We start from the raw sequence: 13,007 nt of genomic DNA on the forward strand, positions 1-13,007 counted from the left end.
AAGCGAGGCTCCTTTGACGGCTGAAGCAGGTCTTCGAGCTTGAGGACCGAGGCGCCCAACGCGCGCGCCGGGCGAATCCTGAGTGCGGAACTGCACAAGAGATGCCCCACCGCCATCTGCTGATCCCGTCTCTGAACTGGCCAAGCTTGAGGATTTCTCTACGATGCCGCCAGTGAATGTGCCGTTAGCTTGCCCTAAAACAGTGATGTTCCTGCAGCTCGCGCTTGCCCCGGGAGTTGTTTTGGCTCAAGCAGCAACCAATGCCACCGAAAATTTATCGCCGTCCCGGGCGGACACAGATCGTTCAATGGAACTGCCCAAAATGGTCGTGACCGCCACGCGCACGGAAGAGGACCCTTTTTTGCTGCCTTACTCCGTCAGCACCGTTGGTCCCGCGGACTTCGATCGCATGATGCCCCGCACGACGCCCGAGGCCTTGGGGGAGTTGCCCTCCGTGATGCTGCAAAAGACCTCCCATGGGCAGGGATCGCCTTACTTGCGCGGGTTTACGGGCTTTCGCACGCTGATGTTGATCGACGGCATTCGGTTGAACAACTCGACCTTCCGCGATGGGCCCAACCAGTACTGGAACACGATCGACTCCCTGTCACTGGACCGCATGGAAGTGGTGCGCGGCCCCAGTTCTGTGATGTATGGGAGCGACGCGATCGGCGGAACCGTCAATGCCATCAGCAGAGGGCGCGACGCTTATCAGGAGGGATTCGACTGGAACGGGGGTTTGTTCTACCGGTTCTCCTCGGCGGAGGAATCGCAGATGGGCCGGCCGGAGTTGAGCGCCCAATATGACGAGAAAATAGGGATGCATGTGGGGGGCTCCATCAAACGGTTCGGCGATTTGCGTGGCGGCGAGGAAGTGGGCCGGCAGCCGCAGTCAGGATACGATGAATGGGACTTCGACGCCAAGGTGGACTACCTGTTGACCCCCAATTCCCGCCTGGTGTATGGGCACCAGACGGTTCGGCTGGATGATGCCTGGCGCACCCACTCCACGGTGTATGGCGTGCTTTGGTCTGGCACCACCCGCGGCGACGATCAGAAGCGGCTGTTTGACCAGGCGCGCGACCTCGACTACCTCCAATACCACGCGGTGGATCTGCCAGGCTTTGCCGAGGAGGTTCACGCCAGCCTCTCGCGACATTACCAGGGCGAGCAGGAGGATCGTATCCGCGGGGCCGGCAACCGGGAGGTGCAGGATGTTGACGTCAACACACTGGGCGTATCGCTGCAACTGGCGAGCCCTTCACCGGTCGGCCGCTGGGTTTACGGAACGGAGTATTACCGGGACTGGGTCAATTCGTCCTATCGCGGTTATGACAGCGCCGGCAACCTCACTACCATACGCTATCAGGGGCCGGTGGCTGACGATGCGACCTATGACCTCGTGGGGGTCTTTGTGGAGAATCGCCTGCCCCTGTTTGACGATCACCTGGAATTGACGCTGGGCGGCCGATTCACCTACGCGGCCATGGACGCGGCCAAAGTGGTGGATCCCGATACCGACGCCCTGATGAGCATGGCGGACTCCTGGGAGAATCTCGTCGGCAACGTTCGCTTGAGCTACCAGCCCGGGGAAGCCAAACACTGGACCTTCTATGCCGGCGCAGCCCAGGGGTTCCGAGCGCCGAACCTGTCGGACCTGACCCGCTTTGATATCGCGCGAAGCGGCGAGCAGGAAATTCCGGCGTTCGGGCTGAAACCGGAGTCCTTTCTTTCGCCGGAGGTCGGCGTGAAGATGGACTACGAACGTTTCTCGGCTGAGGCGGCCTACTTCTACACGTTCATGGACGACGTCATTGTGCGGGTCCCTACCGGCGGCACCACCTCAAACGGAGATCTCATCGTCAATAAGGAAAACTCAGGCGCCGGCTACGTGCATGGAGTCGAATTGGTTGGGAGTGTCAGGCTGCACCGCGATTGGACGCTATGGGCCAACTTCACCTGGATGCGCGGCGAGCTGGACTCCCCAGTGGTCGCGGGGGGAGCCAATCTCACCGATCCGGTGAGTCGTCTGATGCCCACAACGGTCAATGCCGGCCTGCGCTGGAATGAACCCAAAGGCCGGTTCTGGGCCGAACTCGCCGCCACCGTCGCCGAAAAGCAGGATCGCCTGGCTCCGAACGATATTCGGGACACCCAGCGCATTCCGGAGGGCGGGACGCCCGGCTACGCCGTGTGTCATTTGCGCGCCGGCTGGAACCCCTGCCGCAACGTGACTGTTACCGCCGCGCTGGAGAACTTCACCGACCAGGATTACCGGATTCACGGCTCGGGAGTCAATGAACCGGGCCGCGGCGTTGTTGTGACCGCCTCACTGAGGTTCTAGCCAGGCTCACGGAGCGGGCAGCCCCCCGGGCTCCCGGCTGCCGTGCCAAGTCACTCGCATGAAGACCGTCGTTTTCAAACTCATACGCCCGGCAGGGCGGAGGTTGAGTCCGTCGGGGGCGGGGGGCGAGATCAAAGAGGCGGAGCCGGGAACGATCATCACGCTTGTGTTGTGGCTGGGTTGCGCCGCCGTGGGAGTTCTGGGTTTAGTCCTGCCTTACCCGCGGCCGGTTCAGGCGCCGCCGGCGCTTCCGCTTCAGGCCCAGTTGGTGAATGTGGACATTGTCGAGCTGCCGGCGCCGCTGCCTGAGCCGCCCGCCAGCGAGGCCACAGTCCCGTTTGCCCTCGTGCCTGCTCGGCCGGAAGCGCACCGAATCCCAGCGCTTGTACCGATGGCGCCCTCGCCGGCCAACGTCGCCTTCGCCGTGCCAGCCGACCTCCCCTCCGCGGTCTTGGCCACAACACAAGCCATGCGGTTCGAGCCTCGTGTTTCACGTGCCACCACCGCCAGCCCGGCTCCGGCGGCCGAATCCCTGACACTGGGGCAGGGGGAAGGAACGCAACCGGCTCCCGAGTATCCACGCGCAGCTGTGCGTGCGGGCCAGGAAGGAACCGTGCGCATCGGTCTCCTGGTGGGTGAGGATGGGCGCGTGGTCGCGGCAGAAGTGGTTGCGCCGTCGCCTTGGCCGCTTTTGAATGAGGCGGCCCTGCGGGTGGTGCGCCAGCGCTGGCGGTTTGCTGCGGGAACGCTGCGCCGTTACGAGGTGCCCATCCAGTTTCAGCTTCAGAAATGACTCAAGACTGTTATGCTCGCCAACGTGGTGATTGACCTTTTTATCCGGGGTGGCCCGGTGATGTGGCCGTTATTGCTCGCCCTGCTGGCCGCGCTGGTCGTGATCGTCGAGCGGTCCTTGTGGTGGTGGAACCTGAAGCGTGCCACTCAGACCGACGAGCTTCAGGCCAGTTTTGACGCCATCGCTGCCGGAGCTTTCGACCAGGCACAGCGCCTGACGGCCCGGCCCAACGACCCGTTCCTAGGGACCATCCAGGCGGGCCTGACCCATGCCCACAGTTCCCTCCTGGGGGCCATGCAGTTGCGGGCCTCCGACGCGCTGGACCACGCCGAGCGCCGCCAATGGATCCTCGGCACCCTGATCACCCTTGCTCCGCTCTTGGGCCTGCTGGGCACAGTCACCGGCATCATGCAGTCCTTCAGCTTCGTTGGGGAGGAACAGTTGGCGCCGACCCGCGTCAGCGGGGGCATCGCCGAAGCCCTGATCGCCACCGCCTGCGGCCTCGGCATCGCGATTCTCTCGCTGCTGCCTTACAATTACTTCAACCGTCGGGTGGCGCAACTGCGCGGGCAATTGGAGCGCACGATTAACCACGTGGAACTGCTGGTTGAATCCGCCAAGCACCACGGCCATGACCTGGAAGCCTTCGCTCGCCAACGAGTCCTGCAAGGCCGGGCCCTCGATTCCCCCGCCACGGACGCCCCCGGCTCCTGATCCACCTGCACCGAGCTTCCTGCCACCACTCATGCCGGTCAAACTTGGCACCAAACACACAGCCGATAATCCCGAGGCGCGCATCGAGATCATTCCGCTGATTGACATCATGTTCTTTCTGCTCGCGGCCTTCATGCTCGTGAGCCTGAGCCTGGTCAACCTCAAGAGCGTCAAGGTGGACCTCCCCACCGCGTCGGCTGCCAGCGCTGAAGCCATGAGGCCTTTGGTCAGCCTCACGGTCAACCGCTCGGGGGTGGTCTTCCTGGACCGCAAACCCGTCGGATCCCGCGAACTGATGACCACTCTGGCGGCCTGGCACACGACCAACCAGGCGCTCCGCGTCTGCATCAGCGGGGACCGGGAGGCTCGCCATGGCGATATCATCCGAGTGCTGGACCTGGTGCATGCCGCCGGCGTGGACAAGGTGGCCTTTGAGATCCGAACGCCGACCGCCCAACGCGCGCCATGAACCGGTTTCTGCGCTGGTTCAATTTCTTAGGGGTTCTGGTGCTCCTGGGGCTCTGTGTGGTTCAGTGGCAGGCCAACCGGCGGATGCAGGTTGAGTTGATCCGGGTGGACCGCGCTCACCGTGAACAGGAATCCCGGCTCGATCAACACCTCAAGACGAACGAAGGCCAGGCCCAGGACTTGTCGCGCCTCCAGGGCCATTTGAGCCGCCTCACCGGCGAACTGGAACAAACCGCCAGCCAGCTTGCCGCGGCCGAGCGCCAGGCGAGCCAATATGCCGCCCAGTGCGAACAACTCAAGTCGAGCGTAACCAACTGGGCGGCGGCGGTCGCGGCCCGCGATGCTCAGTTGCGCCAGAATGCCGCCCAGCTCAAGCAACTTGCCGAAGCCCGGAACGCAGCCGTGCGTCAGTTCAATGACCTGGTCGGGCGATACCACCAATTGGAGACGAACCTCGAGGCATGGCGCCAACGTTCTATCGAGCTAACAACCAACTCAGCTCGACTCCCGCGTCAACCTTGACCTCCAGGGAACAGCCAGCGGATGGAAGTTGCTTTTGCGCGCGGCGCCTGCTCAGCGCTGCCCGGGTGAGCCCGCTCTAAGCGTAGCAGCGGATTTCGTACACGCGCGCCGTGTCGGCGCCGTTCGTGGCGGTGATATGCAGGCGGACGGCCTTCGCCTCGACGGGCGTGAACTCGTGGCGGTTCAAGCGCTGGTAATTGCCGGCCACTTTTGCCAGCGAGCGGGTCCGGCCGGCCGCGTCCGTCCAATGCAACTCGTAATCGCGCACCGTCTCCGGTTGCGGCCCGCGGATGATGCGCGTGCTGTAACTGGCCTGCGCGGTCAATCGGAGCAGCCGCTGGAACCCGGTGTCGAACGTGATTTGGATGTGGCGGAGCTTCTGCGGCTGCGGCCAGGTCAGCTCGATCCAGGCACCGTTTTCGGACATCCGGGCCGCCCAAACGTGCTCCGTTCGCTTCGGCAGGTCGCGCACCCAGCCGTCCAGGACATGCCTGGCCTCGGCGCCCGGCAATTCGTCCGACGCCGAAACCGCAGCCTGGCGCGCGAGGTCTTTCGGGTCGGCGTTGCGCGCGCCGACGATCGTCTGGTCATCGCGCAGGAGGACCTGCTGCAGCTCGGCCAACCGCGCGTTGTCCTGGGCGAGCTGGCGGGGGACGAGGCCGGCGCGGGTGCAGAGCGCCGCCGCGGTGCCCGCGGCCTGGCCCATCACGGCGCAGGTGGACATCACGCGCGTGGAGGAGAACGCCACGTGGCTGGCGGAGATGTTCCGCCCCGCCATCATCAGGTTGCGAACGTTGCGGCTGTAGAGTGAACGCAGCGGGATGTTGTAGGGCTGCCGCGGGTAGATCTGGATGCCCGGCTTTTCGTCCGAACGGTCAAAGCCGCTGGGCGGATGGTCGTCCAGGGGCCAGCCGCCCATACAAACGGCGTCCTCGAATCGCACGTCTTCCTCCGTCAGGTCGCGCTGGGTGAGGATGTGGTCGCCCATGATGCGGCGGGACTCGCGTTTGCCGGGGATCATCCCAACCCAATCCATGCCCCAGTTCGCGCTGTCGGGTTTGTCGCCCGAATTCTTGATGTAGTCCCACACGCCCATGACAATGCGCAACAGCTCGAAACGGATGCGCTCGTTGTCGCGGATCGTGTTGAGCTGCCCGCCCCATTCGATCCACCAGTAGCCGTATTCCCAGGACCTGATGGGCCGAAGCTTGAGCTGCTCCCGGGTGACTTTGCGCGCCCACGGAGGCGGCGTGAAGGGCACGGGCTTTCCATAATCCCGCGCCGTAAAGAGGATGCTCGAGCCCTGCGTCTGCCGGTCTGCGGTGTCGAGGGCGAGTGATTCGTTGAACTCGCCTTTGGCCTCGCGTCCCCAGCGCAGCTCCGCGCCGGCTTCGAGCGCCAGCCGGCTGTCGCCCGTGCAATCGAGATAAACCTTCGCCCGGATGCGGTAAAGGTGCTCCGTCTTGTCGCACCGCACCATGACCCGCTGAATTTCGCCGCCCTTCGTCTCGGCCGCGAACAAGGTCGCATCGAGCAGCAGCGTGGCGTTGGGCTCGCTGCGGACCTTGTCGTAGAGCAGCAGGTCCCACAGCTCGAAGCAGCGGTGCGGGTTTTGCGCCGCGTCGTCGAGCCGCAATTCCTCGATTAGCCCGCCCTCGCGCCAGCCGAGGCGCTTGCCGCTGCAATCCGCGCCGACGATGTGCATCCGCACTTCGCTCGAGGCGTTGCCGCCGAGCCGCGAGCGGTCCTGCGCCAGGATCACCTTCGCGCCATGGCGCGCCGCCGAGATGGCCGCGCACACGCCGGACATGCCGCCTCCCGCCACGAACACGTCGCACGCCAGGTCCACCAGGATCATGTGCGGCTCGCCGGCAAAGCGCGCTGCCGGGGGCGCGGCCGGAGCAATCGCGTCGAAGGCCCGGGAGCCGTCCTCTGGCGCAGCAGCCAGGTTATCGGCGCGGACAAGCACGGTGTACCCGGCAGTGGCGCTGGCAAGGCTGAGAAAGTCCCTGCGATTCATGTGTCGCGAAGACGATACCAATAGCCCCGCCGCCAGCAATCCCGCATTCAAGCCTCGTCCACCCTCGATTCCGTTACCAGCGGAGCGGCGCGTGCTCAGGCGGGCTGGTGCCCACTTTGGCTTAGTACTGGGCGGGCGTGACAAGCCCAATTCCAGGGCCAGTCACTCGGCCAGCAGTTTCTCAATGGCTAGCGGGCGATCAGACCTGTCAACAGGTGATACCACCTGGCGAGAAACTGATATTCGCATGAACTGATCCCTTCACGGCCCCGCCTTCACTTTTTCTGAGCGCGCGAGTAGGTGTCGTAGAACTTCTGGAGCTGGTCTTTCCCGAGGAGATTCCTGTGCACCAGCACCCGGTAACTGCAAACGATGTCCCTTCCGGCCGGAAAGGTCTGCGCCTCCACGCCGGGCCATCCCACGCACAGAACGCCATAATGCCGCGTGAGCCACATGGGCGGGAAATCGGGGTGCTTCGGGGAGATGAAGATCGCCGCGCCGCTTGGGCGACCCACTCCGGGGTAGGCCGCCGTCAGATCCGCCCAGGGCAACCGGGTCATCGGCAAGTCTTTCTCGTCAATGCCCAAAGGAGTCGTGATGACCGTGTCCGTTCGCGGAGCGAATCGCAAGGTTAACCCGCCATAGCTTTTCCCTTCGGCGCCGGCCAGGGTGATCGGCTGTTTCAGGGGTGTCCAGGTGAACTTTACGTCAATGGCCCTCGCATCCTTTGTGGCGGGAAACACAGTGAACTCCGCGACTTCTTTCATGACCCTGCACCCGTCAGCCACCCAGTAGTTCTGCACTTTGAGCACGGCTCTTCTCGATTTGGCTTCCTGTTCCCATTGATCGAACTCGTGTCGAATGCCTTTGAGCATCCACAAATCGTAATCCTTGCCGTCTATTGTCACATGGGGCCAGGACCAGAACAGCCCGCGATGATGGTAATGGTCCTTCGGGAAATCATCGGTGAGCACTTCGCCATCCAAGCCATAAAGGGGATGAACATATGAACTGCGAGCCCGGTCGGCCGGGACGCCCTCTTTGAGCATGACTCCGTGGTTATAGACAAAAACAGGCTTCTCTCCTTCCCACAGTCCGCAGGATTTGTCGTCGATTGAAGTGAAGCGGAAGGTCGCCGCTTGTGCCACCATGCCGGCGAACAACAGGGGGACCAGGATTAATCGTTCTGCACTCATGCCAGACTTTTAAGGCGAAGCGAGACTCTTGGAAAGCACGAAGCAGCCGGGCAATTTTGCGAAATACCTGCCTTTTCCGGTCCCCGCTGACCCCGGCACCTTTGGCCTGGGGTTACGGTGACGAGACGGTGGTGCCCCGGTGTGTATCCCATGGGGAGCGCTCCCCATGGGATACACACCGGGGCACCACCGCACTGACAAGCCATCGTCCAGCCAGCCGCAGGCCGCCGCCAGCAACTGCGGGAGCCGACGCTGTGAGCCCGGCTTCCAGAGCGGTGCAAGGGGTTCCGCGACCGGATTCTCCAGGTGGACACGGCGGTGCGCCGGTTGGCCTGGGAGGTGCGTTTAAGGCCTGAGCAGGTCTAGCTCCAGGATGGGCCGGAGTGCCTGGAAGAAGCTCTCGGCCAGTTGCTGGTCGCCAGACGGGGCAAGATGCACAAGGTCTATGAATTTGTCGTGCTCGCCGTCAAGCTGAGGACGAGTATCCACAAAGCAGACCTCCGGGTGTTGCGCGGCGGCCGCTTGGACAATCGTGGAATGCACGAGATTGGCTTGGATTTGCCACGGCGCGTTGGGATAACCCGCCTGGTAGAATTCAACGATTGCCGGGGCGCTGCGCTCGTTGACGGCCATGGAGAAATTGGCCAGTGCCAACCGGATGTTGTTGGTGCGGGCCAATTGGATCAACTGCCGGTAGAACTGCGCGTAAGGTGTTGCCAGGGGGTCTGTGAGCGTCGCCGGCGCAGGGATGGGCTTTGGCGGTCGGCGGTTGTGGGAACGCATGAGCCTGAGGCGGTATTCAGCGTCGGCAAGCAGCCGAAGCGGTCGGCGCGTGTAGGCCGGCGGGCTTGCGCCGCTGGCGAACGGGACGGCATCCCGCAGCGAGCTGAAGGCGTTGATGCCGTGATAGGAAATCACCATATCCGGCTTGAGCGGCAGGATTTCCGTCGGGAAGCGATAGAGGTTTTGGTCCAGCCGGTACCCCGGCACGCCAGCGTTGATAACCTGCACGGGGCGGGCAGGTTTGAGCCGCTCCCGGATCAATTGCTCGAGCAACTCCGGCCACGGGCGCTGCTCCCGGTACAGCGTAATGCCAAAGGTGGTGGATTCGCCCAGCGCCACGATGCGGTAGGCGTTGCCCTTCTCCGCGGGGATCTCCGGGCCGCGAAAACCGCGGCTGTTGATGACGAACGCGCTTTGAGCCATCCGGACGCGGGTGTTTGGCCGCAACCGGAACAGCAGGACGGGGTCGGGGTCCGGCACTTTGAACTGCTGTTCGGCCCGCCGCCACTGGGTGATGAAGGAATTCCACCAGCGGCCGAAAGCGACGGGGTCTTCTTGCGCGGCGGCGTAGAGGTAAGACTGTCGGCGCGGGTCGAGATCCCCGCGAAGTGAGCTGACGCACCGAACTGCGAGATCCGTGAGGGGAAGACCCAGGATAAGCAGGATGAACGTGTTGACCGCGAGAAGGGCCGGCATTCTCAGGCGGAACCAGAAGTGGCACAGGACCAGCAAGGCCAGAAGGATCAGCAAGCCCATGAAGAAGGCGCCAGTGTGATTGTTCAAATACGAAGCTCCCAGCCACATCACGCCGCCCAGCATGGCCCAGCACAACCCGAGCAGCCGCCACCATCCCCTTGATTCGCCGCCGGGCATGGCACGGCTCGCCGGGAAAACGGCGGCGGCCATGATCCACGCCAGCGCCACGTAGTAGTAGTCCAGGTAACTGCCAAGCGTGGCCCGCGCGCCGCTTGCCGACACTCCGCCCGCCAGCACGATCCCGATGCAAACCCATGCGATGGCCAACGCCCAAATGCGGAGCCGCAAACGCCGGCTGGCGAGCGGGGCGGCGGCCACTATCGCGGCGACACCCAGCAGCCCCATTCCCGCCGTTACCGGCCAGGGCATTCCCGTCCAGGCACCCATAACAACCGCTGCCCCGGTTAACAGGGCCTGGACCAAAGCCACTATGCAAGCCGTTAAGCGCATTTGGGACTGCCAGCACCAGCATAGGCGGGTGAGCATTGAAAACAAGAACACGCGGCGGTGCCTCTAAGACGCCGGCCGGTGCTCCGGCTGGAATAAGGGTTTGACACTCGAGAGCGGCAACCCTAGCTTGGAGCGAAATCTATTTTATGGCTGAGAATATTCCTAGCATTCCGAGCGGTGCGATTCCGCCGAAGAAGGAGACCGGAAAAGTCCAACCCAAGAAGGAGACGGTCCGCATCAATTTGCCGCCCAAGCCCTCAGCCGCCCCGACCATCAAGCTGCCGACCCTGCCTCCCGGAGGACCGGGCGGCGGGCCAGCTGCGGCCGTCCCGGCCGCCCCGCGCGCCGCGGCTCCCGCGCCCGTGGCGGGCGCGCCCCGCACCACCGGCCCCGCGCCGGCTGCGCCGCGCGCAGCCACGGCCGCCCCGCGTTCCGTCGCGCCCGCCGCTGCCCGTCCCGCCTTCAGCACGCTGGACACCGCGCTCGCGATTGCGGCGGCCGTCATTGGGGTGATTGCGGTTCTCACCACCCTGAACAACATGTTCGAATGGATCTGGAACACCTGAGCCGGCGCTGACGGGTTTGGATTTCGGCAGCGCGGGCGCAGTGGATTCCGATTGAGTGGCACGGTTAGCCTGGTTCCTGTTCCGTCACCTTTATTATTATGGCAGCTCCCAATATTGTAGCTTTGACAAAGGAAAACTTTGGCGCGGAAGTGTTGAAATCCACCGCGCCGGTGCTGGTGGATTTCTGGGCCGAATGGTGTGGTCCGTGCAAGATGATCGGGCCGATCCTGGATGAGTTGGCCGAGGAATACAACGGGCGCGTCCGAATCGGCAAAGTCAACATTGACGAGCAGCAGGAGCTGGCGGCCGAATATGGCGTCCGCGCCATTCCCACGTTGCTGCTGTTTAATCAGGGCCAGGTGGCGGACCAAATGGTCGGCCTGCGCAGCAAGCGCGATCTCAAGGCCAGCTTCGAGCGCGTTGGCGCCTGAGCGACGGCGCGACTCGGTTATTCGATCCGCCGGTTCTCAAATGGCCGGCGGGAAGTCTGCGGCAGGCCTTTGCGTTCGGCCCGCCGGCGATCAGTGATATTCCTGGAGCGTCTTGACCCCATAACCGCCCCGCCGCAGCGCGGCGATGCCCAGCGCGGCGGCCTTGGCCCCGCTGAGCGTGGTCATGATCGGCGTGCCGGTATAAACGGCGGTCGTGCGGATCCTGACGCCGTCGGCATGAGGCATGGCGCCCGACGGGGTGTTAATGACGATCTGGATTTCGCGGTTCTTGAGGAGGTCCACCGCATTGGGCCGGCCCTCGTCGAGCTTGAAGATGCGGCGGACCTTGAGCCCGGCCTCTTCCAGCACCTCCGCGGTGCCGCTGGTCGCCACCAATTCGAAGCCCAGCGCGGCAAATTGACGGCCTGCCTCCGCAACTTCACTTTTGTGCGAGTCGCTGACGCTGATGAAAACGCGGCCGCTGTCGGGCAAAGGAGCGCCCGCCGCCATTTGTGATTTGGCATAGGCGACCCCCAGGTCGTCGTCCAGCCCCATGACTTCACCCGTGGACCGCATTTCGGGCGAGAGGAGGATGTCCTGACCGTGGAAACGATTGAAGGGGAACACCGATTCCTTGACCGCCCAATAGGACGGCCAGACTTCCCGGGTGAACCCGAGCTGCTTGAGCGTCTTGCCGGCCATCACCCGCGCGGCCAGCTTTGCCAGCGGCACGCCGATGGCCTTGCTCACGAACGGCACCGTCCGCGAGGCGCGCGGGTTGACTTCCAGCACGTAAACAGTGTCGCCTTTGACCGCGTACTGCACGTTCATCAGGCCGACGACCTTCAGCTCGCGGGCCATGGCGTGGGTGTATTCCCGGATCAGGCCGATCACGCGTTGCGAGAGCGTGTGCGGCGGCAGAACCATCGCCGCGTCGCCGGAATGCACGCCGGCAAACTCGATGTGCTCGAGGACTCCGCCGACGACGATGGTGCCCTGGTTCGGGTAGTAGAAATTGCCGATGTCGGCAATGCAGTCCACGTCCACCTCGGTCGCGTCTTCGAGGAACCGGTCCACGAGCACCGGACGCTCGGGGGAGGCCTCGACGGCGAAGCGCATGTAATGCTGCAGTTCGGCGTCGGAGTAGACGATTTGCATCGCCCGCCCGCCGAGCACGAAACTCGGGCGCACGAGGATTGGATAGCCAAGGCGCTTCGCCACGGCGAGCGCCTCGCCCTCGCTGGTGGCGATGCCGTTGGGCGGCTGGGGAATTTGAAGCTTCTGCAGCATGGCCGCAAAGAGCTTGCGGTCTTCGGCAATCTCGATGCTCTGGGGTGAGGTGCCGATGATGTTGACACCGTTCTTCTGGAGGTCCAGCGCGAGGTTCAGCGGCGTCTGGCCGCCAAACTGGGCGATGGCCCCCCAGCATTGCTCGCGCTCGTAGATATGCAGCACATCCTCCAGCGTGAGCGGCTCGAAATAGAGCTTGTCGCTGGTGTCGTAGTCCGTCGAAACGGTCTCCGGGTTCGAGTTGACCATGAGCGTCTCGAAGCCGTCCTCCTTGAGCGCGAAGGCGGCGTGCACGCAGCAGTAATCGAACTCAATGCCCTGCCCGATGCGGTTGGGCCCGCCGCCGAGAATCATCACCTTCTTGCGCTGGCTGGGTTTCACCTCATCGTCGCCCCGGTCGTAGGTTGAATAATAATAGGGCGTGTAAGCCTCGAACTCAGCCGCGCAGGTATCCACCAGGCGGTAGCTCGGCACCAGCCCAAGCTTCTTGCGCTCGGCGCGGACGGCGTCTTCCGTCTGCCCGGTCAAATGGGCGATCTGCCGGTCGGAGAACCCGAGCGACTTGGCTTTGGCCAGTTGATCTGCGTTCATGGTCGGTCGCAACCCCGCAAAGTAAGCCGAAAAGAGCTTTGGGTGTCGAGTGTTGACTCGGCGGCGGAAGAACAAGGAACGAT

At 63.7% G+C, this 13,007-nt stretch carries 11 protein-coding genes; 7 read left to right on the plus strand and 4 right to left on the minus strand.

The genetic code is table 11. The features are described from left to right. Nucleotides 1-307: 307 nt before the first annotated feature. From P5205_03295 to P5205_03315, 5 genes are read left to right on the plus strand one after another with little or no spacing between them, the layout of a single operon-like run. The gene (locus P5205_03295) at nucleotides 308-2,344 is read left to right on the plus strand and encodes a TonB-dependent receptor (GenBank protein HSA09375.1); all 2,037 of its coding nucleotides are present in this window, start codon (nucleotides 308-310) and stop codon (nucleotides 2,342-2,344) included. A gap of 58 nt (nucleotides 2,345-2,402) precedes the next feature. Beyond that, entirely contained in the window at nucleotides 2,403-3,137 is a 735-nt protein-coding gene (locus tag P5205_03300; protein ID HSA09376.1) for an energy transducer TonB, read from the plus strand. 12 nt (nucleotides 3,138-3,149) lie between these two features. After that, complete coding sequence (locus P5205_03305) at nucleotides 3,150-3,851, plus strand: MotA/TolQ/ExbB proton channel family protein (protein HSA09377.1); 702 nt, start codon at nucleotides 3,150-3,152, stop codon at nucleotides 3,849-3,851. Nucleotides 3,852-3,882: 31 nt separating this feature from the next. Further along, nucleotides 3,883-4,320: a biopolymer transporter ExbD gene (locus P5205_03310; GenBank protein HSA09378.1), complete on the plus strand. Its 438-nt coding sequence runs from the start codon at nucleotides 3,883-3,885 to the stop codon at nucleotides 4,318-4,320. Beyond that, nucleotides 4,317-4,841: a hypothetical protein gene (locus P5205_03315; GenBank protein HSA09379.1), complete on the plus strand. Its 525-nt coding sequence runs from the start codon at nucleotides 4,317-4,319 to the stop codon at nucleotides 4,839-4,841. The genes P5205_03310 and P5205_03315 overlap by 4 nt, the downstream gene beginning before the upstream one ends. Nucleotides 4,842-4,917: 76 nt before the next feature. Here P5205_03315 and P5205_03320 read toward each other — a convergent pair whose 3' ends face one another. The 3 genes from P5205_03320 to P5205_03330 all read right to left on the minus strand — a co-directional run bounded on the left by P5205_03320 (nucleotide 4,918) and on the right by P5205_03330 (nucleotide 9,983). Continuing rightward, the gene (locus P5205_03320; GenBank protein ID HSA09380.1) at nucleotides 4,918-6,861 is read right to left on the minus strand and encodes an FAD-dependent oxidoreductase; all 1,944 of its coding nucleotides are present in this window, start codon (nucleotides 6,859-6,861) and stop codon (nucleotides 4,918-4,920) included. 275 nt (nucleotides 6,862-7,136) lie between these two features. Continuing rightward, nucleotides 7,137-8,057: a PmoA family protein gene (locus P5205_03325; protein ID HSA09381.1), complete on the minus strand. Its 921-nt coding sequence runs from the start codon at nucleotides 8,055-8,057 to the stop codon at nucleotides 7,137-7,139. Between the two features lie 345 nt (nucleotides 8,058-8,402). After that, the gene (locus P5205_03330) at nucleotides 8,403-9,983 is read right to left on the minus strand and encodes a GDSL-type esterase/lipase family protein (GenBank protein HSA09382.1); all 1,581 of its coding nucleotides are present in this window, start codon (nucleotides 9,981-9,983) and stop codon (nucleotides 8,403-8,405) included. 209 nt (nucleotides 9,984-10,192) lie between these two features. On the opposite strand from P5205_03330, the gene P5205_03335 reads away from it, so the two are divergent. Together P5205_03335 and trxA are read left to right on the plus strand one after the other, a co-directional pair. Beyond that, entirely contained in the window at nucleotides 10,193-10,612 is a 420-nt protein-coding gene (locus tag P5205_03335) for a hypothetical protein (protein ID HSA09383.1), read from the plus strand. 98 nt (nucleotides 10,613-10,710) lie between these two features. Beyond that, a complete protein-coding gene (gene trxA, locus P5205_03340) occupies nucleotides 10,711-11,043 on the plus strand; it encodes a thioredoxin (protein HSA09384.1) in 333 nt (110 codons plus the stop codon). Between the two features lie 90 nt (nucleotides 11,044-11,133). Here the strand turns inward: trxA and carB are convergent, their stop codons facing one another. After that, nucleotides 11,134-12,924 carry a carbamoyl-phosphate synthase large subunit gene (gene carB / locus P5205_03345; protein HSA09385.1) on the minus strand — a complete coding sequence of 597 codons (1,791 nt, stop codon included), beginning with the start codon at nucleotides 12,922-12,924 and terminating at the stop codon, nucleotides 11,134-11,136. Nucleotides 12,925-13,007 lie beyond the last annotated feature (83 nt).

The organism is Candidatus Paceibacterota bacterium, assembly GCA_035452965.1.
Lineage (GTDB): Bacteria > Verrucomicrobiota > Verrucomicrobiia > Limisphaerales > UBA8199 > UBA8199.